The 25,437-nt window shown below is 71.5% G+C and carries 20 protein-coding genes; 13 read left to right on the forward strand and 7 right to left on the reverse strand.

Annotation, left to right across the window (positions count from 1 at the left end; translation table 11 throughout):
- Window positions 1-9 precede the first annotated feature (9 nt).
- On the reverse strand, window positions 10-663 hold the full coding sequence (locus tag GDR74_RS02010) for an arylesterase (protein ID WP_152584736.1): 654 nt from the start codon (window positions 661-663) through the stop codon (window positions 10-12).
- 116 nt (window positions 664-779) lie between these two features.
- Between GDR74_RS02010 and GDR74_RS02015 the strand changes: the two genes are divergently transcribed.
- The 4 genes from GDR74_RS02015 to GDR74_RS02030 all read left to right on the forward strand — a co-directional run bounded on the left by GDR74_RS02015 (window position 780) and on the right by GDR74_RS02030 (window position 6,502).
- Window positions 780-1,475, forward strand: coding sequence for an ABC transporter ATP-binding protein (locus GDR74_RS02015; RefSeq protein WP_425486938.1), 696 nt, complete (start codon window positions 780-782; stop codon window positions 1,473-1,475).
- 10 nt (window positions 1,476-1,485) lie between these two features.
- Window positions 1,486-4,068, forward strand: coding sequence for an ABC transporter permease (locus tag GDR74_RS02020; RefSeq protein WP_152584737.1), 2,583 nt, complete (start codon window positions 1,486-1,488; stop codon window positions 4,066-4,068).
- Between the two features lie 225 nt (window positions 4,069-4,293).
- Entirely contained in the window at window positions 4,294-5,091 is a 798-nt protein-coding gene (locus GDR74_RS02025; protein WP_152584738.1) for a Bax inhibitor-1/YccA family protein, read from the forward strand.
- Window positions 5,092-5,200: 109 nt separating this feature from the next.
- Window positions 5,201-6,502: an MFS transporter gene (locus tag GDR74_RS02030; RefSeq protein WP_152584739.1), complete on the forward strand. Its 1,302-nt coding sequence runs from the start codon at window positions 5,201-5,203 to the stop codon at window positions 6,500-6,502.
- Window positions 6,503-6,524: 22 nt separating this feature from the next.
- Here GDR74_RS02030 and GDR74_RS02035 read toward each other — a convergent pair whose 3' ends face one another.
- Window positions 6,525-6,908: a DUF2794 domain-containing protein gene (locus tag GDR74_RS02035; protein WP_152584740.1), complete on the reverse strand. Its 384-nt coding sequence runs from the start codon at window positions 6,906-6,908 to the stop codon at window positions 6,525-6,527.
- A gap of 306 nt (window positions 6,909-7,214) precedes the next feature.
- Window positions 7,215-8,228, reverse strand: coding sequence for a zinc-binding alcohol dehydrogenase family protein (locus GDR74_RS02040; RefSeq protein WP_152587626.1), 1,014 nt, complete (start codon window positions 8,226-8,228; stop codon window positions 7,215-7,217).
- Between the two features lie 139 nt (window positions 8,229-8,367).
- Between GDR74_RS02040 and GDR74_RS02045 the strand changes: the two genes are divergently transcribed.
- The 5 genes from GDR74_RS02045 (at window position 8,368) to GDR74_RS02065 (ending at window position 16,148) form a co-directional block, all read left to right on the forward strand.
- Complete coding sequence (locus GDR74_RS02045) at window positions 8,368-8,733, forward strand: winged helix-turn-helix transcriptional regulator (RefSeq protein ID WP_152584741.1); 366 nt, start codon at window positions 8,368-8,370, stop codon at window positions 8,731-8,733.
- Between the two features lie 115 nt (window positions 8,734-8,848).
- A complete protein-coding gene (locus GDR74_RS02050) occupies window positions 8,849-13,684 on the forward strand; it encodes an NAD-glutamate dehydrogenase (RefSeq protein ID WP_152584742.1) in 4,836 nt (1,611 codons plus the stop codon).
- A 57-nt stretch (window positions 13,685-13,741) separates the two neighbouring features.
- Entirely contained in the window at window positions 13,742-15,169 is a 1,428-nt protein-coding gene (locus tag GDR74_RS02055; protein ID WP_152584743.1) for an MFS transporter, read from the forward strand.
- 82 nt (window positions 15,170-15,251) lie between these two features.
- Window positions 15,252-15,515: a DUF6356 family protein gene (locus tag GDR74_RS02060; RefSeq protein ID WP_152584744.1), complete on the forward strand. Its 264-nt coding sequence runs from the start codon at window positions 15,252-15,254 to the stop codon at window positions 15,513-15,515.
- Between the two features lie 138 nt (window positions 15,516-15,653).
- Window positions 15,654-16,148: a L,D-transpeptidase gene (locus GDR74_RS02065; protein WP_152584745.1), complete on the forward strand. Its 495-nt coding sequence runs from the start codon at window positions 15,654-15,656 to the stop codon at window positions 16,146-16,148.
- Between the two features lie 15 nt (window positions 16,149-16,163).
- On the opposite strand, the gene GDR74_RS02070 is transcribed toward GDR74_RS02065, so the two are convergent.
- From GDR74_RS02070 to GDR74_RS02085, 4 genes are all read right to left on the reverse strand, one after another.
- Window positions 16,164-17,465, reverse strand: coding sequence for a class I SAM-dependent methyltransferase (locus GDR74_RS02070; RefSeq protein ID WP_152584746.1), 1,302 nt, complete (start codon window positions 17,463-17,465; stop codon window positions 16,164-16,166).
- 68 nt (window positions 17,466-17,533) lie between these two features.
- Window positions 17,534-18,418: a sigma-70 family RNA polymerase sigma factor gene (locus GDR74_RS02075; RefSeq protein WP_152584747.1), complete on the reverse strand. Its 885-nt coding sequence runs from the start codon at window positions 18,416-18,418 to the stop codon at window positions 17,534-17,536.
- A complete protein-coding gene (locus GDR74_RS02080) occupies window positions 18,405-18,866 on the reverse strand; it encodes a carboxymuconolactone decarboxylase family protein (RefSeq protein WP_152584748.1) in 462 nt (153 codons plus the stop codon). Before GDR74_RS02080 ends, GDR74_RS02075 begins: the two co-directional genes overlap by 14 nt.
- A 79-nt stretch (window positions 18,867-18,945) precedes the next feature.
- Window positions 18,946-19,194, reverse strand: a complete 249-nt coding sequence (locus tag GDR74_RS02085) for a DUF1674 domain-containing protein (RefSeq protein WP_152584749.1) — start codon at window positions 19,192-19,194, stop codon at window positions 18,946-18,948.
- A gap of 170 nt (window positions 19,195-19,364) precedes the next feature.
- On the opposite strand from GDR74_RS02085, the gene htpX reads away from it, so the two are divergent.
- The 4 genes from htpX to purH all read left to right on the forward strand — a co-directional run bounded on the left by htpX (window position 19,365) and on the right by purH (window position 25,318).
- On the forward strand, window positions 19,365-20,291 hold the full coding sequence (htpX, locus tag GDR74_RS02090; protein ID WP_152584750.1) for a zinc metalloprotease HtpX: 927 nt from the start codon (window positions 19,365-19,367) through the stop codon (window positions 20,289-20,291).
- Window positions 20,288-21,625: an RsmB/NOP family class I SAM-dependent RNA methyltransferase gene (locus tag GDR74_RS02095; protein ID WP_194164603.1), complete on the forward strand. Its 1,338-nt coding sequence runs from the start codon at window positions 20,288-20,290 to the stop codon at window positions 21,623-21,625. The genes htpX and GDR74_RS02095 overlap by 4 nt, the downstream gene beginning before the upstream one ends.
- A gap of 170 nt (window positions 21,626-21,795) precedes the next feature.
- A complete protein-coding gene (locus tag GDR74_RS02100) occupies window positions 21,796-23,559 on the forward strand; it encodes a heparinase II/III family protein (protein ID WP_152584751.1) in 1,764 nt (587 codons plus the stop codon).
- A 166-nt stretch (window positions 23,560-23,725) separates the two neighbouring features.
- A complete protein-coding gene (purH, locus tag GDR74_RS02105; RefSeq protein WP_152584752.1) occupies window positions 23,726-25,318 on the forward strand; it encodes a bifunctional phosphoribosylaminoimidazolecarboxamide formyltransferase/IMP cyclohydrolase in 1,593 nt (530 codons plus the stop codon).
- Window positions 25,319-25,437 lie beyond the last annotated feature (119 nt).

Genomic DNA, 25,437 nt, shown 5'->3' on the forward strand with positions numbered 1-25,437 from the left:
CGACGGGCGTCAGCGCCGGGGGAGGGTGGCGAGAAATGTCTCGACGGTGGGCAGGATGCGCGCGACGACGATCTCGATCCCCCTGGCCGTCGGGTGAAGGCCGTCTTGGAGGTTGAGGCTGGGATCGCCGGCGACTCCATCCAGGAAGAAGGGATAGAGCACAAGGCCGTGCTTCTCCGCAATGTCCCGGTAGAGGGAATCGAACTTTTCCGCGTAGTCCGCGCCGAGATTGCGCGAGGCCGCCATGCCGGCGAGCATCACGGGAATGCCGCGCGCCTTCAGCCGCTCCACGATGGTCTCGATGGCCCGGCGCGGAATGGCGGGGTCGAGGCCGCGCAGCATGTCGTTGGCGCCGAGCTCCAGGATCACCCCGTCCGTCCCGTCGGGGACCGACCAGTCGAGCCGGTCGAGGCCGCCGGAGGCCGTGTCACCCGAGACGCCCGCATTGGCGATCTCCACGTTGTAGCCCTTCGCCTTCAGGGCCTTCTCCAGCACCGCCGGGAAGGCGGTGCCCTGCGGCAGGCCGTAGCCGGCGGTGAGGCTGTCGCCGAGGGCGACGAGGCGGATCGGCTCGCCGCCGCGCCCGGGCTCTCCCCTGGGCTGCGCGGCGGCGGGGAGGAGAAGAGCGGCGAGGGTGGCGACACACGCAAAAATGATCGCCATGATCGGGCCCGGTTGGCGCATCGTCGAAGGACTTCCCATATGGTTCTGACGACAAGGGGTCGCGCCCGGCCGTCTCGGCCGGACGTGTCGGCGGGTTTTTCCGGAAGATCGGGTGGATGGGCATGCAGGACAAGGCCATTGCGCTGCAGGATGTGGACCTGAGCCTCGGGCGGGGGCCCGCGCGGGTGCACATCCTCAAGGGCGTCTCCCTCGCCGTGGGGCGGGGGGAGGCGGTCGGCCTCGTCGGGCCGTCCGGCTCGGGCAAGTCCACCCTGCTCATGACCATGGCGGGCCTGGAGCGGCCGGATTCCGGCACGGTCGTCGTCGACGGGACCGACCTCACCGGCCTCGACGAGGACGCGCTCGCCCGGTTCCGCGGGCGGCGCATCGGCATCGTGTTCCAGTCCTTCCACCTCATCCCCACCATGACCGCCCTCGAGAACGTGGCCCTGCCGCTCGAACTCGCCGGCGAGCCGGACGCCTTCGAGCGGGCGGAGGCGGAAATGCGGGCCGTGGGCCTCGGCCACCGGCTCCACCACTACCCCTCGCAGCTCTCGGGGGGCGAGCAGCAGCGGGTCGCCATCGCCCGCGCCATCGTGCCGAACCCGGCGATCCTCGTCGCCGACGAGCCGACCGGGAACCTGGACGAGAGCACGGGCCGCTCCGTCGTCGACCTGCTCTTCGCCCTCCGGCGCGAGCGGGGCGCGACCCTCGTCCTCGTCACCCACGACCTGAACCTCGCCCGCCTGTGCGACCGCACCGTGCGGCTGCGGTCGGGACGCATCGACGCCGATGCGGCGGCCGCGGCCTGAGGCGCATTCCATGCACGGCACCCTGTCCGCTCCCCGAAGGCCGCCGAAGCGGGCCGCCTCCCCGCCGATCCTCCGCCTCGCCCTGCGCGAGCTGCGCGCGGGCCTGCGCGGCTTCGGCGTCTTCATCGCCTGCATCGCCCTCGGGGTCGCGGCCATCGCGGGGGTCTCCTCCCTGTCGCGGTCCCTGACGGAGGGCATCTCCCGCGAGGGGCGCCGGATCCTCGGCGGCGACATGGCCTTCTCCCTGCTCCAGCGGCAGGCGAACGACGCGGAACGCGCCTTCCTCGCCTCCAGGGGCTCTGTCTCCACCGTCGCGTCCCTGCGCGCCATGGCCAATGCGGGCGACAGGGGCGCCGCCCTCGTCGAGATGAAGGCGGTGGACGGGGCCTATCCCACCGTCGGCACCCTCGAGACGGAGCCGCCCCTGGCTCCCGCCGCCCTCTTCGCGGAGCGGGACGGCGCCTTCGGCGCGGCGGCCGATCCCGCCCTGCTCGCCCGGCTCGACCTGAAGGTGGGGGACCGGATCAGGGTGGGCGACGCGGCAATCGAGCTCCGGGCGAGCCTCATGTCGGAGCCCGACAAGATCGCCAACGGCATCGGCTTCGGGCCGCGCCTCCTCGTCTCGCAGGAGGCCCTGGCGGCGACCGGCCTGGTCCAGCCCGGCAGCCTCGTCCGCTGGACCTACCGGCTCGTCGTGCCGCCCGCCCGATCCACCGACGAGGGGCTCGCCGCCGTCGAGGCGGAGGCCGGCCGCGCGCTGCCGGAGGCGGGCTGGAACGTCCGCACCCGGGTCAATGCCGATCCGCGGTTCGCCCGCAACATCGAGCGCTTCACCCAGTTCCTCACCCTCGTCGGCCTCACCGCGCTCCTCGTCGGAGGCGTCGGGGTGGCGAACGCCGTGCGCGGATTCGTGGACCGCAAGCGGGCCTCCATCGCGACCCTCAAGAGCCTCGGCGCCCCCGGCGGGCAGGTGGTGGCGCTCTACCTCACCCAGGTTCTCCTGATCGCGGGCCTCGGGATCGCCCTCGGGCTCGCGGCGGGCGGCGCGCTGCCGTTTGCCGTGTCCGGCCTGTTCGGCTCCCTGCTGCCGACCCCGATCCGCCCGACGCTGGCCTGGATGGAGCTCGGCATCGCGCTCCTCTACGGGGTGCTCGCGGCCCTCGTCTTCGCCCTGCCGTCCCTCGGGCGGGCGCACGACATCCCGGTCTCCGGCCTGTTCCGGGACCAGGTCGAGCCGGAGCGGCGCTGGCCGCGCCGCCGCTACCTCGCCGCCCTCGTCCTGGCGCTCGCGGCCCTCGTCGGCCTTTCCGTCGCCGCCGCCTACGACCGGCGCATCGCGCTGATGTTCGTCGCGGCGGCCGCCGGGTCCTTCGCCCTCCTGCGCCTCGTGGCCCTCGGCATCATGGCGCTCGCCCGGCGCCTGCCGCGGCCCCGCCGCACCGCGCCGCGGCTCGCGCTCGCCAACATCCACCGGCCGGGGGCGCTCACGCCCTCCCTGGTGCTCTCCCTCGGGCTCGGCATCACCCTTCTCGTGACCCTCGCCCTGATCGATTCCAACCTCACGCGCCAGCTCAAGCAGACCCTTCCCGAGCGCGCGCCGAGCTTCTTCTTCCTCGACATCCCCAACGCCCAGGCGGACGCGTTCGAGGCCTTCGTGAAGGCGCAGGCGCCCGGGGCGGCGATGGACCGGGTGCCCATGATGCGCGGGCGCATCGTCAGCCTGCGCGGCGTCCCCGTCTCCGAGATCAGGGCCGACGAGGAGGTGTCCTGGGTGCTCGACGGGGACCGGGGCATCACCTACGCGAAGGCGCCGCCCGAGGGCTCCCGCCTCGTGGCGGGTGCGTGGTGGCCCGAGGACTACCGGGGCCGGCCCCTCGTCTCCTTCGACGCCAGGATCGCCGAGGGGCTCGGCCTGAAGCTCGGCGACGAGGTGACGGTGAACGTCCTCGGGCGCAACGTCACCGCCGCCATCGCCAACCTGCGGCAGGTGGAATGGCGCTCGCTCGGCATCAACTTCGTGATGGTGTTCTCGCCCAACACCTTCGCGGGCGCCCCGCACACGCATCTCGCCACCGTCACCTTCCCGAACGGCTCCGACGCGGCCACCGACGCCCGCCTCCTGCGCAGCGCCGCGCAGGCCTTTCCGGCGGTCACGAGCGTGCGGGTGAAGGACGCCCTCGACGCGGTGAACGACGTGGTCTCCCAGCTCGTCACGGCGATCCGCGGCGCGAGCGCCGTCGCCCTGGCGGCGAGCCTGCTCGTCCTCGCCGGCGCCCTGGCGGCGGGCCACCGGGCCCGCCTCTACGACGCGGTGGTGCTGAAGACCCTGGGGGCGACCCGCGCCAGGCTCCTCCTGGCCTATGCCCTCGAATACGGGTTCTTAGGGGGTGCGACGGCGGTGTTCGGGCTCCTTGCCGGAGCGCTCGCCGCCTACATGATCGTGGTCCACGTGATGAACTTAAGCTTTGTGGCGGATCTTTCCGGGGCGATCCTTGCATCCGTTCTCGCGGTGCTGGTGAGCGTGTGTCTAGGTTTGCTCGGCACGTGGCGGATCCTGAGTCAAAAGCCGGCTCTATACTTGCGAGATCTTTGAAGGCCCTCTCCACTAGGAAGGAACCCCTCAGGGGCGGGTGGATCTAGTCGCCTCGACAAAACTTCACTGTTCTTTATCACGAAAGGTTGAAGCTTGACCTTGCCCCTTGCGGAAGCCTGGGCGACCTCTCATATTCCGGATGTCGCCGGACAAGTGCGGCGGCCGAGGGCTGACTTCCCAGCCTTTCGAGGGAACATCGACGGGACACCGTGAGAAAGGGCTCCGATGCAACCGTATGAGCAAAACCAATACGCCGCTGGCACCGGCTTTGCCCGGACGGCCGCACAGGTCGACCAAGGCCTGCGCGCCTTCATGCTCGGCGTCTACAACAACATGATCCTGGGCCTTGCCATCTCGGCCCTGGTCGCGCTCGGCATCAACATGCTGGCCACGACGAGCGATCCGTCCATGGCGGTGGCCCGGATGGGCAATGTGGGCCTGACGTCGTTCGGCGTCGCGCTGTACGGCTCGCCGCTCAAGTGGGTCGTGGCGCTCGCCCCGCTGGCCTTCATCTTCCTGTTCTCGTTCCGCATGGAGCGCATGTCGGCGGCCGCGGCGCGCGGCACCTTCTTCGCCTTCGCGGCGGTGATGGGCGCCTCGCTCTCCACGCTGCTCATCGTGTTCACCGGCGCGAGCGTGGTCCAGGTGTTCTTCATCACGGCGGCCGCCTTCGGCGCGCTGTCCCTGTGGGGCTACACCACCGGACGCAGCCTCTCCGGCATGGGCTCCTTCCTTGTGATGGGCCTGGTCGGCCTGATCCTGGCCTCGCTGGTGAACCTGGGCATGGTGGCGTTCGGCTACGTGGTGCCGGCCTTCCAGATGATCATCTCGATCCTCGGCGTTCTGATCTTCGCGGGCCTCACCGCCTACGACACGCAGAAGCTGAAGGAGATGTATCTCTACGGCAACTACGACGGCGAGGCGGCTGCCAAGGCGTCGATCTTCGGCGCGCTGCAGCTCTACCTGGACTTCATCAACATGTTCCAGTTCCTGCTCGCCCTCCTGGGCAACCGCAACGAGTAGGCGGAACGCGCAGAACCGTTCTTCGAAGCCCCGGCCCCCAGGCCGGGGCTTTTCTTCGTGGAGCGGCCGGGTCCGCTTTTTCGCTTGCGCGAACCGCCGGATCCGCGCAATGCGCTGGGGCCGCCCGCGCATCGCCCGGGCCGACCCGCTCCTCCGAAGGCTCGTTTCCATGTTCCGGTCGTTCCTCGCCGCCAGAGGCGGGCTCTGGCGCAATCCCGATTTCATGAAGCTGTGGGCGGCGCAGAGCCTGTCCGCCGTCGGCGCGCGCTTCACGCGCGAGGGGCTGCCGATCGTCGCGGCCCTGCTGCTCGACGCCTCCGCCACCGATCTCGGCCTGCTGGTGGCGCTGAGCGCCCTGCCGGGCGTTCTCCTCAGCCCCTTCGCCGGCGCCTGGATCGACCGCACCCGCCGCCGGCGCGTCCTGATCCTGGCCGATCTCGTCCGCGCCGCGGCCCTGGCGACGCTGCCGGTCATGGCCTGGCTCGACGCCATCACCATCGGGCAGGTCATGGGCGTGGCGGCGGTGGTCGCCCTCTTCTCCATGATCTTCCAGACCGCGGACAACGCCTATCTCCCGACCGTGGTCGAGAAGGAGCGGCTCCTCGAGGGCAACGCGAAGCTCGCCACCACGGACGCGGTGGCCGAGATCGCCGGGCCGGCGCTCGCGGGCGTCGCCATCCAGCTCGTGACGGCCCCCGTCGCCATTCTCTTCGATGCCCTGTCCTACCTCTGGTCGGCGGCGCTCCTCGCCTCGATCCGGCGCGTCGAGCCGGCCCGCGCGGCGCAGGACGAGGCCCCGGACATCTGGCGGGAGACGCGGGAGGGCCTGCGCTTCGTCCTCTCGCACCCGGTGCTGCGCCCGCTCAACCTGTGCCTTGCGACGCTCACCTTCTTCCTCTCGTTCTTCTCGCCCCTCTACGTGCTCTATGCGGTGCGCGAGCTCGGCATCGCGCCGGGCCCCCTCGGTCTCATCATCGCCCTGGGCGGGATCAGCGCCCTCGTCGGCGCGCGCTATGCGGAGGCGGCGGGGCGGCGCCTGGCGCCGCGCCGGCTTCTCATGGGTGCGCTTCTCGCCTACGGTCTCGTCCTCGCCTTCATTCCGCTCGCAGGCGGCCCGTTCTGGGCGGCGGCGTCCCTGCTGTGCCTCTCCCAGCTCTTCGGGGACGGGATCTCGGTGGTCTTCTTCACCAACGCCACCACCCTTCGCCAGGAATCGACCCCGGAGATCCTGCGGGGACGGGAGGGCGGGACCTACCACCTCCTGACCGGGGGGCTCGGCCTCGTGGCGGCCCTGGTCGCGGGCCTCGCCGCCGACGCGGTCGGCATCCGGCCGGTGCTCTGGGTCGCGGTCGCCGGCGTGCTGGCCTCCGGCCTCTGGCTCCTCGCCATGCCGGAGAAGGAGCGCCCGTGACCGGCGCCCCGTCCGGGCCGTCTCAGGACACCACCTTCAGGGGCTTGTCGAGGACCCGCAGCACCGTGGGAAGCTCGTGGCCGCGCTTGAGGATCAGCCCCGAGGAGACGACCACCGCGTAGGCGCCCTGCCGGCGGGAGAGCTTCGGCACCTTCTCGATCCGGTAGAGCGGCATCTCGGAGGTGCGGCGGAAGATGGAGAAGACCGCCCTGTCGGGGAGGAAGTCCATGGCGTAGTCGCGCCATTCGCCCTCCGCGACCTTGCGTCCGTAGAGGTTGAGGATGGCCTGGAGTTCCTGCCGGTCGAACGAGACGGTTCTGGGTGCGGCGGCCGGGAACGGGAGCACGTGTCCCGAATGGGAGGCCGGGCCGCCGCGGAGCGGCTCCGCGAGATCACCTTCGCTCATGTCTCCTCCGGCGGACGATCGTCGTTAGCCAGATGATGGGTCTCCCCGGCGGCGGGCGCAACCCCGGCCCCGCCGCTCCCCTCGCGGCTTTCCCGGCCAAATCTTATTTTTGCCGCAATCGTGCCGCGCGGCAGCCCCAGTGCCGGTCGATAAGCGGACCGTTGCCTCGACGGCCCGGTCCGTCGGCCGCCCTGGACACGTCAGCCCCCCAGCCCCCAGGGCAATCGGTGGGCCGGGCCACACAAACGTCGAGAGCAAAAGCCGCCTGCGCAGGGCGGCTTTCTTTTTGCCCGGTTCCCTTCCGGCTCAGAAGCCCTCCAGCACGATCTTGCCCCGCGCGCGGCCGCTCTCGATGAAGGCATGCGCGCGCCGCAGGGTCGCGGCGTCGATCGGGCCGGCGACCTCGGCGAGGGTGGTGCGGATCGTCCCGGCATCGACCAGCCGCGCCACCTCGTTCAGGATCTCGTGCTGGCGCTCCATGTCCGCGGTCTGGAAGGTGGAGCGGGTGAACATGGATTCCCAGTGCAGGGACACGCTCTTGCGCTTGAGCAGGGTCACGTCGATTCCCGCCGGATCGTCGATCACGCCGAGCCTGCCCTGCGGCGCGATCAGCTCCGCGACGGCGGGGAAATGCGCGTCGGTGTGGGTGATGGAGAAGACGAAGGAAGGGGCGCCGAGGCCGAGCGCCTGCATCTGCTCCCCGAGAGGCCTGCGGTGGTCGATCACGTGATGGGCGCCGAGGTCCCGGCACCAGGCCTCCGTCTCGGGCCGGGAGGCGGTGGCGACCACGGTGAGGTCCGTGAGCCGGCGGGCGAGCTGGATCGCCATGGATCCGACCCCGCCGGCGCCGCCGACGATCAGCAGGACGGGCGCCGCGCCGGGCACCGGACGGCGGATGTCGATGCGGTCGAACAGGGTCTCCCAGGCGGTCAGCGCGGTCAGGGGCAGGGCGGCGGCCTGGGCGAAGCCCAGGCTCCGCGGCTTCGCCCCCACGATCCGCTCGTCCACCAGGTGGTACTCCGCGTTCGTGCCGGGCCGGATCAGCGACCCGGCGTAGAAGACCTCGTCCCCCGGCCGGAAAAGGCTCGCCCCCGGCCCCGCCGCACGGACGACCCCGGCCGCGTCGAAGCCCAGGACCCGCGCCGTCCCCGGCTCCGGCGCCATCCTGGAGCGCACCTTCACGTCCACCGGGTTCACGGAGACGGCCCTCACCTCGACCAGCAGGTCGCGCCCCCCGGGCTGCGGCACCGGCAGCTCGATGTCGACGAGGGCGGCCTCGTTGTCGGCGGGAAGGGGCTCGCGGTAGGCGACGGCGCGCATGGTCGATCGCATGAATCATCTCCTGGTCTGTCGGAAACCGGGCGGCCGCCCGGTTTCTCCTTGCGGTCAGGGTGGGACATACGCAATCTGTCCGCAAGAACGCACATTTCGCGCACATAGTGTCGAAAAGGATACCGTGATGACCCGTTCCGCCCGCAGGGCGCCCGCGCCCACGACCTGTTCCGTGGAAGGCACGCTCGGCCTGATCGACGGCAAGTGGAAGATCGTGATCCTCTACAAGCTCCTGCGCGGCACCCTGCGCTTCAACGAGATCCGCCGCCTCCTGCCCGGCGTCACGCAGCGGATGCTGACGAACCAGCTGCGGGAGCTGGAGGCCGACGGCCTGGTGACGCGGACGGTCTACGCCCAGGTGCCGCCCAGGGTGGAATACAGCCTCTCGGAACTCGGCCGCAGCCTCGAGCCGGTGCTCATGGCCATGAAGGCCTGGGGGGACGCCAACCTGAAGAAGCTGAATCTGTCGTCGTCGCGGGCCGAGGCAGCCTAAGCTGTCGCGAAATTCATCAAACTGCCTCCTGCGTGTGCAGAATCGCAGGCTTCGGTTGCTTGTCGGGACCGTCTGTGGCAACGCTCCCGCAACGTTCATAAGCGAGGATGCGCGCATGAAGCTGGACCCTTCCACCAGCGGAGGCGAACTGACGGCCCAGGCCGTCGCCGTGCTCGAGACCGGGCACACGGACGTCCCCCCCACCTTCCTGCACGTGCTGTTCGGCCGGGTGCCCTCCGAGGACCTGGCCGCCTATTCGCCGCAGGCTCTCGCCGAGCTGGCGTCCAAGGCCTACGAGCACCTCAAGGCGCCCCGTCCCGAGACCGGCGCCGACGTCCGCCTCATCGACGTGGAGGTGGAGCGGGAGGGCCGCCGCCGGGACGTGACGATCCTCGAGGTCGTCAACGACAACATGCCCTTCCTTCTCGATTCGACCCTCGCCGAGCTCGTCGACGAGGGATACGAGCCGCTCCTCGTCGCGCATCCGATCCTCGCGGTCGAGCGCGAGCGGGACGGATCGCTCGTGCGCCTTCTCGGCGAGGCGACCGCCCATGCCCGGATCGGCGTGAAGCGCGAGAGCTTCATCCACATCCACCTGCCGCGCATCGACGACGCGGAGGCCCGCGAGCGCCTGACCGAGGCCCTGCGCCGGGTCTACAAGGACGTGGCCCTCGCCGTGCACGACTGGCCCGGCATGCGCGCCCGCGTCACCGAGCTCGTCCAGAACTACCGGCTCCACCCGCCGCCGCTGCCGGAGGACGAGGTGAAGGAGGCCGTCGCCTTCCTCGACTGGATCGCCCAGGACAACTTCACCTTCCTGGGACTGCGCGAATACCGCCTGCCCCTCGGCGACACCGCCGCCGATCCGGTGGAGGGCTCCGGGCTCGGCCTCCTGCGCGACCCCTCCGTGAAGGTCCTGCGCCGCGGCCGCGAGCTGGTGGCGATGACGCCGGAGATCCGCGCCTTCCTGGAGCTGCCGAAGGCGCTGATCATCACCAAGGCGAACGTCAAGTCGCGCGTGCATCGCCGCGCCCATCTCGACTATGTGGGCGTGAAGCTGTTCGACGGCGAAGGACGGCTGCAGGGCGAGCTGCGCATCGTCGGCCTGTTCACCGCGAGCGCCTACACGAACACGACGGGCGAGGTGCCCTACCTGCGCCACAAGGTGGCGAAGATCGTCGCCCGCGCGGGCTTCGACCCGGCGAGCTATTCCGGCCGTTCGCTCCTCAACGTGCTGGAGAACTATCCCCGCGACGAGCTCTTCCAGATCGACGAGGACACGCTCTACCACTTCGCCCTCGACATCATGAGCCTGTCGGAGCGGCCCCGCATCCGCGCGCTCGCCCGGCCCGACCAGTTCGACCGCTTCGTGTCGGTCCTGGTCTACGTGCCGAAGGACCGCTACGACACGGATATCCGCCGCCGCATCGGCGAGTTCCTGGCGAGCGTGTACGAGGGCCGCGTCTCGGCGTCCTACCCGGCCTATCCCGAAGGCCCCCTGGCGCGCACCCACTACATCATCGGCCGCGACGAGGGCGAGACGCCAAAGATCTCCCGCGAGACCCTGGAGGCGGGCATCGCCGGCATCGTGCGCACCTGGAGCGACGCGCTCCGCGACCGGCTCGACGACACGGTCGGCGGCGCCCGGGCCCGCGCGCTCGCCGCGCGCTACGCCCATGCCTTCAGCGCCGCCTACCGCGAGGCCTTCGGTGCCGAGCAGGCCATCGCCGACATCGCGATCCTCGAGCAGCTCTCCGAGGCGCGCCCGCGCGCGGTCGACCTCTACCGCCGGGAAGGGGACGACGGGACGCGCGTCCATCTCAAGGTCTTCTCCCGCGCCACGGCGCTGCCGCTCTCCGAGCGCGTGCCGCTCCTGGAGAATCTCGGCTTCCGCGTGGTGAACGAACGGACCTACCGGGTCCTGTCCTCGGGCGTGACCGGCATGGACCGGGTCTGGCTCCACGACATGACCCTGGAGCGCGCCTCCGGCGGCCCCATCGCCATCGACGCGATCCAGGACCTCATCGAGGCGGCGCTGCTCGCCCTGTTCCGCGGCCTCGCGGAATCGGACGCCTTCAACCGCCTCGTGCTGGAGGCGGGCCTCGGCTGGCGCGACGTGGCGATGGTGCGCGCCTTCGGCCGCTACCTGCGCCAGATCCGCATCCCCTATGCGCAGGACTATCTTGCCGGCACCCTGGCGCGCCACAGCGCCATCGCGGTGAAGCTCGTCGAGCTGTTCTACGCCCGCTTCGACCCGCGCGTCGAGAATGCGGCCGAGCGCGCCTCGTCCGAGGCCGCGCTTCGGGCCGAGATCGAGGAGATGCTGAAGGAGGTCACGAGCCTCGACGACGACCGCATCCTGCGCCGCTTCATCAACCTCATCGAAGCGGCCGTGCGCACCAACTTCTTCCAGCTCGAGAGCAACGGCCTGCCGCGCCAGACCATCGCCTTCAAGTTCGAATGCGCGAAGGTCGACGGGATCCCGCTGCCGAAGCCGCTCTACGAGATCTTCGTCTACTCGCCGCGGGTCGAGGGCGTGCACCTGCGCTTCGGCAAGGTGGCGCGCGGCGGCCTGCGCTGGTCGGACCGGCCGCAGGATTTCCGCACCGAGGTGCTCGGCCTCGTCAAGGCGCAGCAGGTGAAGAACGCGGTCATCGTGCCCGTCGGCGCCAAGGGCGGCTTCGTGCCCAAGCAGCTGCCGCCGGCGAGCGACCGCCAGGCCTGGCTCGCGGAAGGCACGGAGAGCTACCGCATCTTCGTGCGCACGCTCCTGCAGCTCACCGACAACATCGAGGGCGACCGCGTGGTGCCGCCCGCCGACACCGTGCGCCACGACGGGGACGATCCCTATCTCGTGGTCGCGGCGGACAAGGGCACGGCCACCTTCTCCGACACCGCGAACGCGCTTTCCGCCGAGAAGCACCACTGGCTCGGCGACGCCTTCGCCTCCGGCGGCAGCAATGGCTACGACCACAAGAAGATGGGCATCACCGCCCGCGGCGCGTGGGAGGCGGTGAAGCGCCACTTCCGCGAGATGGACGTGGACATCCAGTCCGAGCCGGTGACGGTGGTGGGCGTGGGCGACATGTCGGGCGACGTGTTCGGCAACGGCATGCTGCTCTCGCGGGCGATCAAGCTGGTCGCAGCCTTCGACCACCGGGACATCTTCCTCGATCCGAACCCCGATCCCGAAGCCGCGTTCAGGGAGCGCGAGCGCCTGTTCAACCTGCCCCGCTCCAGCTGGCAGGACTACGACAAGGCGCTGATCTCCAAGGGCGGCGGCGTCTTTGCGCGCAGCGCGAAATCCATTCCCCTGTCCCCGGAGGTCCGCGCCGTGCTCGGCTTCGACAAGGCCGAGGCGACGCCCAGCGAGGTGATGAGCGCGATCCTCAGGGCGCCCGTCGGCCTGCTCTGGTTCGGCGGCATCGGCACCTACGTCCGCGCCTCGACCGAGACGGACGAGCAGGTGGGCGACCGCGCCAACGACGCGATCCGCATCACCGGCGCGGAGGTCAGGGCGCAGGTGATCGGCGAGGGCGCCAATCTGGGCATGACCCAGCGCGGGCGCATCGAGGCGGCGCGGGCGGGCGTGCGGCTCAACACCGACGCCATCGACAACTCCGCCGGCGTCAACACCTCCGACGTGGAGGTGAACATCAAGATCGCCCTCGCCGTGCCCGAGCGCGACGGCCGCCTCACGCCCGACGCGCGCAACGCGCTCCTCGTCGACATGACCGACGAGGTCGCGCGCCTCGTGCTGCGCAACAACTACCTGCAGACCCTGGCGCTCTCCCTCTCGGAGCGGCGCAGCCTCGCGGGCATGGGCTTCGCCCGCCGCCTCATGCACATGCTGGAGGCGCAAGGGCGGCTCGACCGGAACGTGGAATACCTTCCCGACGACGCGACCCTGACCGAGCGCGCCCGCCGGGGCGAGGGGCTGACGCGGCCGGAGATCGCGGTGCTGCTCGCCTATGCCAAGCTCTCGCTGCACGACGAACTGCTCGAGAGCACCGTTCCGGACGATCCCTATCTCGGCAAGGAGCTGGAGCGCTACTTCCCGCAGGAGATGCGCGAGCGCTTCCCCGACGCCATCGCCGGGCACCGGCTGCGCCGCGAGATCATCGCGACCCAGCTCGCGAACGCCATCGTCAACCGCGGCGGCCCCACCGTCGTCGCGCGGCTCGTCGACCAGACGGGCGCCGACGCGCCGACCATCGCGGCGGCCTATGCGGCGACGCGGGATTCCTTCGGCCTCACGGAGCTGAACGGCGCCATCGACGCCCTCGACGGCATGGTTCCGGGCGCCCTGCAGCTGCGGCTCTACGGCGAGCTGCAGGAGCTCCTCATGAACCGCATCGTCTGGTTCATCCGCAATGTGGACTTCACGTCGACCACCCTCGACGCGGTGATCGGCACTTACGCTTCCGGCATCGCGGAGATCGAGCGCGGCCTGCGCGAGACCCTCGCGCAGGAGGCGCTGGACGCCTGGGACGCCCGCGCGAAGGCCCTCGTCGAGCAGGGCGCGCCCGAGGAACTTGCGCGCCGCCTCTCGGCCCTGCCGGACCTCGTCGCGGCCCCCGACATCGTGCTGACCGCGCAGAAGACCGGCAAGCCGGTGGTGGACATCGCCCGCATCCACTTCGCGGTGGAGGGCGCCTTCCGCCTCGGCGCGCTGATCGGGGCGGCGCGGGAGATCGCCGTGAGCGACTACTTCGACCGCCTCGCCCTCGACCGGGCCATCGACAGCATCGCCTCGGCCCACCGCAACCTCACGGCGGAGGTGGCGGCGCAGGACGCCGCGGGAGCCGACGCGGTACGGGCCTGGAGCGAGAAGCGCGGCGCGGACGTCGCCCGCATCCGCAACGCGGTCGACAGCATCGTCCTCTCCGGGCTCACCCTGTCCAAGGTGACCGTGGCGGCGAGCCTCCTGGGCGACCTGGCGCGGGTCTGACGGACCTGCGCCCCTGCGGCGCTCGCCTTGCGCGGGCGGGACGTTTAAGGAGATTCCATGAACGACCGCGACGTCCTGGAATCCCTCCCGCCCGCAGCCCTGCCGCCCCTCCCCGAAGAGCCGGCCGCGCCCGCGGGCGCGGCCTCCCGTCCGGCCATCCTCGGCTGGCTCCTGTTCGACTGGGCCTGTCAGCCCTTCTTCACCCTGGTCACCACCTTCGTCTTCGCGCCCTTCTTCGCGGCGGCGCTCGCGCCCGATCCGGTGACGGGACAGAGCCTGTGGGGCTACGCCACCGCCTGCGCGGGCCTCGTGCTGGCGTTCCTTTCGCCCGTCCTCGGCGCCATCGCCGACGCCACCGGGCCGAAGAAGCCGTGGATCGCCGCCTGCGGCCTCGTGCTCTTCGCCTCCTCCTTCGCCCTGTGGTTCGCGGCGCCGGGGGCGCCCTCCGCCATCCCGGTGGCGCTCCTCGGCTTCGGCATCGGCACCGTCGCGGTGGAGGTCGCCGCCGTGTTCAACAACGCCATGATCCCGCACCTCGTGCCGCCGGAGCGGTTCGGCCGGCTCTCCGGCACCGGCTGGGCCATCGGCTATCTCGGGGGGCTCGTCTCCCTTGCCATCGTGCTGGGCTTCCTCGCCGCGAGCCCGGAGACGGGCCGGACCGTGCTGGGCCTCCAGCCGCTCTTCGGCCTCGACGCGGGCCTCCGGGAGGGGGACCGGATCACCGGCCCGTTCTCGGCGGTGTGGTTCCTCCTCTTCGTCCTGCCGCTCTTCGTCCTCACGCCGGACATCGCGCGCTCCGCCACCGGCCTGCGCGAGGCCGTGCGCCGGAGCCTCGCGCAGGTGGCGAGCACGGTGGCCGACGCGCGGCGGCACGAGAGCGTCGGGCGCTTCCTCCTCGCCAACATGGTCTACCAGGACGCCCTGGTGGCGCTCTTCGCCTTCGGCGGCATCTACGGGGCGGGCGTGTTCGGCTGGCACGCCACGGAACTCGGCGTCTTCGGCATCCTGCTCACGGTCACCGGGACCCTCGGCGCCCTCGTCGGCGGGCGGCTCGACGACCGCTTCGGCGCGAGGCCGGTCATCCTCGGCGCCATCGCCGTTCTGGGCCTGGTCTGCGCCGGCGTGCTCTCCCTCGGCCGGGAGCACGTGTTCTTCGTGTTCGCCACCGCGCCCGCCGCGCCGGGCGACGGCCTCTACGGCACGCTGCCGGAGAAGGTCTTCCTCGGGCTCGGCCTCGTCATCGGCGCCGTCGCGGGCCCGCTCCAGGCCTCCTCCCGCAGCCTCCTGGCCCGGCTCGTCCCCGCCCGGGAGGCGGGGCGCTATTTCGGCCTCCTCGCCCTCTCGGGCAAGGTCACGTCCTTCCTCGCGCCGCTCACGGTGGCCGTGGCGACGGACCTGTTCCGCACCCAGGCGGCGGGTCCCGCCGTGCTGATCCTGTTCTTCCTGGCCGGCGGCGTCCTCGTCTCCGGGGTGAAGCGGGTCTAGAAGGCCCGGGACCCGCGGCCCACTCCTCCGCTTGAGCCGTGACGGTCCCGACGCTACGATGCCGCCCCCGAGGGAGCCAACCATGTCCTTGAAGTCGCTGTTCACCGAGCATCCCGAATCCGTCGGCGAGACCTATTTCGAGCATATGGGCGTGGCCCTCAGCTTCGCCGGGCCGCTGCTGGCGGCCGGCCTCGCCGCCCTCGTGCATGCCTTCCTGCCCTTCCTGTGCGTGACCACGGCGAGCGCCACGGTGAAGCGGCTCTACGCCCGCATGACGAACCGTGCGCCGCGGCCCGCCCAGCCCTCCGTCGCCGACCGCATGATGGGCTGGGACCCGGTCATCTGACCGGCATAGCCCCGGAACCGTCGCCGTTCCTTTCGCGTCTCACTCCTGCGCAGCTTGCCGGAGGAGGGGAGAGACATGGGGGGAGCGATGGGATGCCGCGGGGTGGGGTTTCGTGGCTTCGCGAGCCGTGGCCCGGGCATGGCGCTGGCCGCCGCCCTGCTTCTCGCGGCGGCAGGCACGGGATCTCCCGCCGCGGCCCGCGAGCTGGTGCGCTTCGAGGGTTCCGCCGCCCCCGGGACGATCCTGATCCGGACCGGCGAGCGCAGGCTCTATTACGTGCGCGGCGACGGCACGGCCCTGCGCTATCCCGTGGCGGTCGGCAAGCCGGGCAAGCAGTGGTTCGGCGAGGCGCGCGTCGACGGGAAATACGTGAAGCCCGCCTGGTCGCCGCCGCTCGAGGTGAAGCGGGACAACCCGCGCCTGCCCTCCGTCATCCCCGGCGGCGCGCCCAACAATCCCATGGGCGCCCGCGCCCTGACCCTCGACCGGGACGAATACGCCATCCACGGCACCAACCGCCCGTCCTCCATCGGAACCTATGCCTCCTACGGCTGCATCCGCATGCTCGACGAGGACATCGTCGACCTCTACGACCGAGTCTCCGTCGGGACCCGGGTGATCGTGGAACGGTGAGCGCCGCGGACCGGTTCAGCGGTAGAGGTCCGCCCGCGTCGGCGGCAGGCCGGCGGGACCCCGGCTGCGCTTCGAGGCGAGCGTCTGGTTGACCCCGACCGCCCCGCGGGCGAAAGCGAGCGAGCAGCCGGCGAGATAGAGGAGCCACATGCGGGTCTTCTCCGGCCCCACCTCGGCCTCGGCCTCCCGGCGGCGGGCGTTCAGGTTCTCCCACCACAGGCGCGTGGTGCGCTGGTAATGCTCGCGCCAGCCTTCCACGTCGTGCACCTCGAAGCCGAAGCGTTCGAGATTGGCGATCGACATGCCGAGATGGTCGAGCTCCCCGCCGGGAAAGATGTAGCGGGTCAGCGCCCGGTATTCCGGCTTCAGCTTGCGGAAGGCGCGGTCGGTGCGCTTGGCGCGCCGGGCGATGCAGTGATGCAGGTAGAGCCCGCGCGGCCGCAGGAGCCGGTGCACGGCGCGGAAATACGCCGGGTGGTTGGCGATCCCCACATGCTCGAACATGCCGATGGAGGAGATCTTGTCGAACTCCCCCTCCATCTGGGTGAAGTCCTTCACCACCACCTCGACCCGCTCCTGCAGGCCGAGCCGCGCGATCTTCTCCCGCGCCAGGGCCGCCTGCTCCTCCGCGAGCGTCACGCCGGTGGCCTTGACCCCGTAATGCTGCGCCGCATGGCAGATCAGCGCGCCCCAGCCGCAGCCGATGTCGAGCAGCCGCTCGCCGGGCTTGAGCCGGAGCTTGCGGCAGATCATGTCGAGCTTGTCGATCTGCGCCTTCGCGAGATCGTCGTGCCAGTCCGGCTGGAAGTAGGCGCAGGTGTAGACCATCTCCGGGTCGAGGAAGAGCCGGTAGAAGGCGTTCGACACGTCGTAATGATAGGCGATGTTGCCCTTGTTGGTCTCGGGCCGCCCGTCGCGGGCGTCCGGCTTCTCCCCGATCCGGTCGAGGGGGCGCGGCATGTCGGCGGGCGCGCGCCAGAACCGGTAGGCCGTCCTCAGGGCCTTCGCCTTGCTCACGCCCTTCAGGCGGCGGAGGACCTTGCCCTGCGGCCGCTGGTCCGCGAGATCGAAGAGGGTGCCGTTCTTCAGGTCGAGCAGGCCCGCCACATGGGCGTTGATGAGGGTGTCGAGGCCCGGGCGGCGCAGGAGGGCGGAGACGACGCTCTCCCGCCGGATCGCGAGGCGCATGGCGTAAGGGGGCAGGTCCCGCGGCACGGTCGAGCCGTCCCAGAGCTCGAAGCCGAACGAGAGGCCGAGCGCCCGATGGGCGTCCTCCAGAAGGCTTCGGAAGAGTTCCAGCCGCTCCGTCCCGCTCATCGCTTCTCCCCGTTGCCGGGAGCGTAGCCGCGCGCGGCGCGCGGGACAATGGCGCCGTTGCCGCCCGTTCAGGAAACCGCGACTCCCGCCGCCTCCGCCAGGTGTCCGAGCTTCTCGGGGTTGCGCACGATGTAGAGAGCGGTGATCCGGCCCTCCTCGATCTGGAGGGCGAGGCTCTGGAGGACGCCGTCCCGTCCGCGGGTGAGGAAACCGGGCAGCCCGTCGATCGGGCCCGCATAGAGGACCTGCGGCGGCTCGTAGCGCGCCTTGCGGGCGATGCCGGCGAGAAGGCCGGCGACCCTGCGGAAGCCGCGCAGGGGGTTGAGGGCCGCCGCCCGGAGGCCGCCGCCGTCCGCGTAGGCGATCACGTTCTCCGCGAGCAGGTCGCGCAGGGCTGCGACGTCGCCGCTGCGGGACGCGGCGAGGAAGGCATCGGCCACCCGCCTGCCTTCGTCCGGGGAAACGGCGAAGCGCGGGCGCGCCTCGCGCACGTGCCTGCGGGCCCGCGCCGCGAGCTGGCGGCAGGCGGCCGGGTCCCGGTCGAGGGCCGCCGCCACCTCCTCGAAGCCCATGCCGAACACGTCGTGCAGGAGAAAGGCCGCGCGCTCGAGGGGCGAGAGCCGCTCGAGCGCCAGCATGAGGGCGAAGGACAGGTCGTCGTCCCCGTCCGGGCCGAGTTCCGTCACCGGCTCCGGCAGCCAGGGCCCGATATAGGTCTCCCGCCGCACCCGGGCGGACTTCAGGTGGTCGAGGCACAGGCGCGCGACCATGCGCGACAGGAAGGCGGCGGGCTCGCGGACCGCCGCCCGGTCCGCCCCGTGCCAGCGCAGATACGCCTCCTGGACGATGTCCTCCGCCTCCGTCACGGAGCCGAGCATCCGGTAGGCGAGGCGCAGCAGCCGCGGCCGCTGCTCCTCGAAGGCCTCCGCCCCCTCGCCGTCACGCGGCCGCACGGTCCGACCCGGCGGGATGAACGGCCCGGAAGCCGACGGCGAACCGGTTCCAACCGTTGATCGTCACGATGAGAAGGGTGAGCTTCGCCTGCTCGTCCGGCGTGAAATGGGCGGCGAGCAGGGCGTAGTCCTCGTCCGGCGCGCGGGTCCGGGCGATCAGCGTCAGGGATTCGGTCCAGGCGAGCGCCGCGCGCTCGCGATCCGTGTAGAGGGGCGATTCCCGCCAGGCGTCGAGCAGGTAGATCCGCTCCTCGGTCTCGCCGTGGGCGCGTGCGTCGCGGGTGTGCATGTGGAGGCAGTAGGCACAGCCGTTGATCTGCGAGGCGCGGATCTTCACGAGCTCGATCAGGCTCTGCTCCAGGCCGCTGTTGCGCGCCTGGTGCTCGAGCGCGAGCATCGCCTTCATCGTGTCGGGGCTGAGCGCGGAAAAATCCAGACGGGGTTTCATCGTCGTCTTCTCCTTTTCACGTTCGACGGGAGAAAGACGAGGCGGGCTGCCCGGATGTGACATGCGCCGCGAAAAATTTTCAGAAATCGGTGGCGAGGCCCTTCACCTCCCAGTCCGCGTAGCGGACCGGTTCGAGGCCGCCGCGCCCGCGGTGCTCCTTCCGCTTCGCGATCTCCGCGGCCTTGGCGTCGATCCGGCGGCGGCGTTCCTCCGCCTCGCGGAGCGCCCGCTCGGCGGCGGGGGTGAGGGTCTTTCCCGGCGCCGCGCCCGCGGGAGGGCCCGCATGGCCGGCATCGGGATTCTCGGTCGGGTTCTCGTTCGTGCTCATGGGGCTTTCATACCAGTTGCCGCGGCCGCCCGCGAGGTCCGGGCGGCCGCGCACCGCGCGACATCTTGGGGGCGGGCTCCCCCGTCCCCACATAGGATTCTGGAAGGGAATGGCGCTCTGGAAGGGAATGCTCCGGGGCGCTATTCGGTCCGGAGGACGTGGAGACTGCGATGAACACCTTCAAGACCGGGTTGCTGCTGGCGGCGCTGACGGCCCTGTTCGGTGTCGTCGGGTATCTGCTCGGCGGTGCCAGCGGCATGCTGATCGCGCTCGGCCTCGCCGTCGCGACGAACCTCTATGCCTACTGGAATTCCGACCGCCTGGCGCTGGCCGCGCACCAGGCGGTGGAGGTCGACGAGGCCACGGCGCCGGATCTCGTGCGCATGGTGCGCGAGCTCGCCCGGCGCGCGGGCCTGCCCATGCCGCGGGTCTACCTCATCGAGAACCCGCAGCCGAACGCCTTCGCCACCGGCCGCAACCCGGAGAACGCGGCGGTGGCGGTCACCACCGGCCTCCTCGATACGCTCACGCCCACGGAGGTGGCGGGCGTGATCGCCCACGAGCTCGCCCACATCAGGAACCGGGACACCCTGATCATGACCGTGAGCGCCACGGTCGCCGGCGCCATCGCGAGCCTCGCCCAGTTCGGCTTCCTGTTCGGCGGGCGGGGCGACGACAGGCCGAGCCCGGCCGTCATGCTGCTCACGGCCCTCGTCGCGCCCTTCGCCGCCATGATCCTGCAGATGGCTATCAGCCGCTCGCGGGAGTACGATGCCGACCGCATGGGCGCGACGATTCTCGGCCAGCCGCTCGCCCTCGCCTCGGCTCTCGCCAAGATCGCCGGGGGCGTGGCGCACGTCCCCAACATGGACGCGGAGCGGCATCCGGCGACCGCACCGCTCTTCATCGTCAACCCTCTTTCCGGGCGCGGCATGGACAACCTCTTCTCGACGCATCCCGCGACCGAAAACCGGATCGCGGCCCTTCATGCCCTGGCGCAGGAGATGGGCCAGGCGCCCGCGCCCGCGGGGAGCTTCACCCGCACCGCCCCGTCGAGCCCGTGGAATGCGGGCGCGCGCAAGGGACCGTGGGGTTGAGCACCGTGGACCGCAGCGAAGCCCAGACCGGCCTCGGCCCCCGCCGCCTCGCCTGGAACGCCGTCACCGAGACCCTCAAGCGCCGGGTCCCCCTCGACGACGTGCTGGACGAGCTCGCGCCCGCCGAGGGGCTGCCGCCCCGCGACGAGGCCCTGGCGCGGGCCATCGCCGTCGTCACGTTCCGCCGGCTCGGCACCCTGGGCTGGGCGCTGCGCGAGCGGCTGACGAAGGGATCCCGCGACGAGCGCCTGCTCAACCTCCTCGCCGTCGGCGCGGCGCAGATCCTGTTCCTCGACGTGCCCGACCACGCCGCCGTGGACACCGCGGTGCGGCTCGCCCAGGAGGACGGGCGCCTCCGCCATGCGGGCGGGCTCGTCAACGCCGTCCTGCGGCGGGTGGCCCGCGAGCGCGACGCCGTCCTCTCCGCCCGGGATCCGTGGCTCGACACCCCCGGCTGGCTCGAGCGCCGCTGGGTCGCCCGGTACGGCGAGGAGACCGCCGCCCGGATCGCCGAGGCGCACCGCGCGGGCGCGTCCGTCGATCTCACGGCGAAGGGCGAGGCCGCGGCCGTGGCCGCCCGGGTCGGCGGCCTCCTGCTGCCGACGGGCAGCGTGCGCCTGACCGAGCGCACGGCGATCCGCGACCTGCCGGGCTATGCGGAGGGGGAATGGTGGGTGCAGGACGCCGCCGCCGCCCTGCCGGCGCGCCTGCTCCGGGTGCGGCCGGGGGAGCGCGTGGCCGACCTGTGCGCGGCGCCCGGCGGCAAGACCGCCCAGCTCGCCGCCGCAGGCGCGGACGTGCTGGCCGTCGACCGCTCGCCCCGGCGCCTGAAGCGCCTCCAGGACAACGTCGCCCGCCTCGGGCTGCGGGCCCGGACCCTGGCCGCCGATGCGGAGAAGCTCGACGAGGCCCCCTTCGACGCAATCCTCCTCGACGCCCCGTGCTCCGCCACGGGCACCATCCGCCGCCATCCCGACGTGGCCTGGACGAAGGGGGAGGAAGACGTGGCGAAGCTCGCGGCCCTCCAGGCGCGGCTCCTCGACCGGGCGGCGCATCTCCTGAAGGAGGGCGGCCGCCTCGTCTACTGCACCTGCTCGCTGGAGGCGGAAGAGGGGGAGCGGCAGGCGGAGGCGTTCCTCGCCCGCCATCCGGACTTCGTCCGCCTTCCGGTCGAGGCCTCCGAGATCGGGGGGCTGGGCGAATGCCTCACGCCGGACGGCGACCTGCGGACGCTGCCCTTCCACCTGTCCGCCCCGGACGGAGGCCGCGGCGGAATGGACGGCTTCTTCGCGGCGCGCTTCGTGAAGCGCTCGCCTTTGCAGGCGCCGGATTAAGGGAGTCTTCATTATAACGTGACGAATCGGAGGATTCCGGAGGCGATTTCGCGCTTTCGCGCGAAAGATGCCGGTCTTTGCCGCGCTCCGGTTACCCGATGTTAACCGAACGGCGAGCATTTCTTCCCTGAGAGAGAGTTAACGTGACCTAAACGAGAGGAGCGCCGCGCGTGGAATGGGGGCCGGACCGCTGGCGGCTGTACCGCCTCGCCCTCCGCGAGGGCGGGCGGGCCCTGCGCGAGGCCGCGGTCTGGAGTGTGTCGAAGCTCTCCTTCGGCGCGCCCGCGCCGACCCGGCTCCTCTTCGCTCCCCAGGACCTGCGCACGGCGGATCCCACGGTCGCGACGGACATCTATTCCGGCTTCTTCGCCTTCGCGGGCCGCGCCGTCACCACGGGCGGGCGCTCGCCCTTCGCCTTCGCACCGCCGAGCCGCGCCTGGGCCGAGGCGCTCTACGGCTTCGGCTGGCTCAGGCACCTGCGCGCCGCCGGGACCGCGCTCGCCCAGGCCAATGCCCGCTCCCTGGTGGACGAGTTCGTCTCCTCCCGGCTCGGGGACCGGCGCATCGCCTGCGACACGCAGGTGATGGCGCGGCGGCTGATCTCCTTCATCAGCCAGTCGCCCCTGATCCTGGAAGGGGCCGACCACGGCTTCTACCAGCGCTTCCTGAAGATCCTCGGCGGCTGCGCGCGCGACCTCGAGCGGCATGTCCGCGCCGGCGCCCTGCCGCAGCAGCAGCTCATGGCGGCCATCGCCCTCTGCTACGCCGGCCTGTGCTGCGAGGGTCTCGACAGGACTTTGCGCCGGGCCACGCGCCTGCTCGTGCGCGAGCTCGACCGGCAGGTGCTGGCGGACGGCGGCCATGCGAGCCGCAATCCGCGCGTCCTGGTCGACCTGCTCTTCGATCTCCTGCCCCTGCGCCAGATGTTCGCAAGCCGCGAGGTCGACACGCCGGAGGCCCTGCTGCGCGCCATCGACCGCATGCTGCCCATGGTGCGCCTGTTCCGCCACGGGGACGGGACGCTCTCCCATTTCAACGGCATGGGCGTCACCGCCGCGGACCACCTGGCGACGCTGCTCACCTACGACGACATGCGCAGCCAGCCGATCCACCACGCCGCCCGGTCGGGCTACGAGCGCATCGAGGCGGGAAACTCCCTTCTCATCGCCGACGTGGGCGCGCCTCCTCCTCCCGCCCTGTCGACGGAAGCCTGCGCGGGCTGCCTGTCCTTCGAGTTCTCCAGCGGCGCCCAGCGCATCGTGGTGAACTGCGGCACGCCGCGCATCGCCAACGACGCCATCCTCCAGGCGTCCCGCTCGACGGCGGCCCATTCCACCCTCTCCATCGACGACGCGCCGTCCTGCCAGATCGCCGGCCTGCGCGGCGGCTGGCTCGACCGCCTCGCGGCGCGCTGGCTGCTCCACCGGATCGGGCCCGTGGTGGTCGGCGGCCCCGCGCAGGTGACGGCCGAGCGCGGCGAGCGCGACCGCGTCCAGACCCTGAACGCCAGCCACGACGGCTATCTGCGCCGCTTCGGCCTCACCCACGAGCGCCGCATCCAGCTCCTCCCCTCCGGCGACAGGCTCGAGGGGGAGGACCTGCTCTGGGGCGAGGGCGCCTCCGCGCCGTCGCGGCAGGCCATCGTCCGCTTCCACCTCGCCCCCGGCGTCCGCGCGAGCCGCGCCCAGGGCGGGCGCGTCGTCATGCTGGTGCTGCCGAACCGGGAGGCCTGGCAGTTCTCGGCGAGCCCGGGCGAGGCCTTCGTGGAGGACAGCATCTTCCTGGCGGTGCCCGACGGCATGCGCCGCACGGAGCAGATCGTGCTCGTCTTCCGGCCGAGCGAGACGCCCTCGGTGCGCTGGCGCTTCGAGCGCCTGGCACGCAACTTCAATCCCGCACCGCCGTCCGGGGAGCCTGCGCCGGATCGGGAATAACGCGGGTTCCGGCGGTTTTCATCGCCGCCCCGCCGTGCTATCGCGCCCGCACATCCCTGACGGAGCGGGACCCGCGCCCGGCGCGGCCGCTTCCATCGTCCCTCGTCGCATTGCCGGGGCCGGGCCGGACGGCCCCACCCGGGAATGCCTGAATGGAGCGGCCGCCATGCCGAGCGATCCCAAGCGCATCACCCGCGCCCTGCTTTCCGTTTCCGACAAGACCGGCCTCGTGGACTTCGCCCGCGCCCTCGCGGAGCGCGGCATCGAGCTCGTCTCCACCGGCGGCACGAAGCGGACGCTGGAGGAGGCGGGCGTTCCCGTCCGCGACGTGAGCGACGTCACCGGCTTTCCGGAGATGATGGACGGGCGGGTGAAGACCCTGCATCCGGCGGTGCATGGCGGGCTCCTCGGCATCCGCGCCAATCCGGAGCACCAGGCGGCGATGCTGGCCCACGGCATAAAGCCCATCGACCTCCTCGTCGTGAACCTCTATCCCTTCGAGGCGACGGTCGCGGCGGGGCGCTCCTACGACGATTGCGTCGAGAACATCGACATCGGCGGCCCGGCGATGATCCGCGCCGCCGCGAAGAACCACGGCGACGTGGCCGTGGTGGTGGACGCGGACGACTACAAGGCCGTCCTCGACGATCTTTCCGCCTATGACGGGGCCGTGACCCTCACCCTGCGCCGCCGCCTCGCGCAGAAGGCCTATGCGCGCACCGCCGCCTACGACGCCGCCATCTCCAACTGGCTCGCCGGGGAGATCGGCGAGGCGGCGCCTGCCTACCGGGCGCTCGGCGGCTCCATCGCCGAGGTGATGCGCTACGGCGAGAACCCGCACCAGGCGGCCGCCTTCTACCGCACGCCGGAGAAGCGGCCCGGCGTCGCCACCGCCCGGCAGGTGCAGGGCAAGCAGCTCTCCTACAACAACATCAACGACACCGACGCCGCCTACGAGGCGGTGGCGGAGTTCGCGCCGGAGCGCACCGCCGCCGTCGTCATCGTGAAGCACGCCAACCCCTGCGGCGTCGCCGAGGGCGCGAGCCTGCGCGAGGCCTACGAGAAGGCCCTGCGCTGCGATCCGGTCTCCGCCTTCGGCGGCATCGTCGCCATGAACCGGCCCCTCGACGCGGAGGCGGCGAGGGCGATGGTCGAGATCTTCACCGAGGTCATCATCGCTCCCGACGCCTCGGAGGAGGCCATCGCCATCGTGGCCGCGAAGAAGAACCTGCGCCTTCTCCTCGCCGGCGGCCTGCCGGATCCCCGCCAGCCGGGGCTCGCCCTGCGCACCGTCGCGGGCGGCTTCCTGGCCCAGGGGCGGGACAACGCGGTGGTCGACGACATGGACCTGAAGGTGGTGACGAAGCGCGCGCCGACCGAGCGCGAGCTTTCGGACATGCGCTTCGCCTTCCGCGTCGCCAAGCACGTGAAGTCGAACGCCATCGTCTACGCGAAGGACGGCGCGACGGTGGGCATCGGCGCGGGCCAGATGAGCCGGGTGGATTCCTCGCGCATCGCCGCCTGGAAGGCGGCCGAGGCCGCCCGGGCGGCGGGCCTGCCCGAGTCCCTGGCGAAGGGCTCCGTGGTCGCCTCCGACGCCTTCTTCCCCTTCGCGGACGGCCTGCTCGCGGCGGCGGAGGCCGGCGCCACCGCCGTCATCCAGCCGGGCGGCTCCATGCGCGACGAGGAGGTGATCCGCGCCGCCGACGAGGCCGGCCTCGCCATGGTCTTCACCGGACACCGCCACTTCCGGCACTGAAGCGCGCCGTCCTTCCGGGGTGGTCCGAAGGACCAGGCCCGGAACCCATAACCGCTGCCGACGCCGGGCCAGACGCAACGGCTGCCGCAGCTCTATGTTCCGAGACGCTGGCGGTTATG

Source organism: Microvirga thermotolerans (assembly GCF_009363855.1).
GTDB classification, from domain to species: Bacteria; Pseudomonadota; Alphaproteobacteria; order Rhizobiales; family Beijerinckiaceae; genus Microvirga; species Microvirga thermotolerans.

Coding starts and splice junctions, on each gene's coding strand:
- GDR74_RS02010 (WP_152584736.1), bottom strand. CDS start 663: ATGGCGATCATTTTTGCGTGTGTCGCCACCCTCGCCGCTCTTCTCCTC.
- GDR74_RS02015 (WP_425486938.1), top strand. CDS start 780: ATGGGCATGCAGGACAAGGCCATTGCGCTGCAGGATGTGGACCTGAGC.
- GDR74_RS02020 (WP_152584737.1), top strand. CDS start 1,486: ATGCACGGCACCCTGTCCGCTCCCCGAAGGCCGCCGAAGCGGGCCGCC.
- GDR74_RS02025 (WP_152584738.1), top strand. CDS start 4,294: ATGCAACCGTATGAGCAAAACCAATACGCCGCTGGCACCGGCTTTGCC.
- GDR74_RS02030 (WP_152584739.1), top strand. CDS start 5,201: ATGCGCTGGGGCCGCCCGCGCATCGCCCGGGCCGACCCGCTCCTCCGA.
- GDR74_RS02035 (WP_152584740.1), bottom strand. CDS start 6,908: ATGAGCGAAGGTGATCTCGCGGAGCCGCTCCGCGGCGGCCCGGCCTCC.
- GDR74_RS02040 (WP_152587626.1), bottom strand. CDS start 8,228: ATGCGCGCCGTCGCCTACCGCGAGCCCCTTCCCGCCGACAACGAGGCC.
- GDR74_RS02045 (WP_152584741.1), top strand. CDS start 8,368: ATGACCCGTTCCGCCCGCAGGGCGCCCGCGCCCACGACCTGTTCCGTG.
- GDR74_RS02050 (WP_152584742.1), top strand. CDS start 8,849: ATGAAGCTGGACCCTTCCACCAGCGGAGGCGAACTGACGGCCCAGGCC.
- GDR74_RS02055 (WP_152584743.1), top strand. CDS start 13,742: ATGAACGACCGCGACGTCCTGGAATCCCTCCCGCCCGCAGCCCTGCCG.
- GDR74_RS02060 (WP_152584744.1), top strand. CDS start 15,252: ATGTCCTTGAAGTCGCTGTTCACCGAGCATCCCGAATCCGTCGGCGAG.
- GDR74_RS02065 (WP_152584745.1), top strand. CDS start 15,654: ATGGCGCTGGCCGCCGCCCTGCTTCTCGCGGCGGCAGGCACGGGATCT.
- GDR74_RS02070 (WP_152584746.1), bottom strand. CDS start 17,465: ATGAGCGGGACGGAGCGGCTGGAACTCTTCCGAAGCCTTCTGGAGGAC.
- GDR74_RS02080 (WP_152584748.1), bottom strand. CDS start 18,866: ATGAAACCCCGTCTGGATTTTTCCGCGCTCAGCCCCGACACGATGAAG.
- GDR74_RS02085 (WP_152584749.1), bottom strand. CDS start 19,194: ATGAGCACGAACGAGAACCCGACCGAGAATCCCGATGCCGGCCATGCG.
- htpX (WP_152584750.1), top strand. CDS start 19,365: ATGAACACCTTCAAGACCGGGTTGCTGCTGGCGGCGCTGACGGCCCTG.
- purH (WP_152584752.1), top strand. CDS start 23,726: ATGCCGAGCGATCCCAAGCGCATCACCCGCGCCCTGCTTTCCGTTTCC.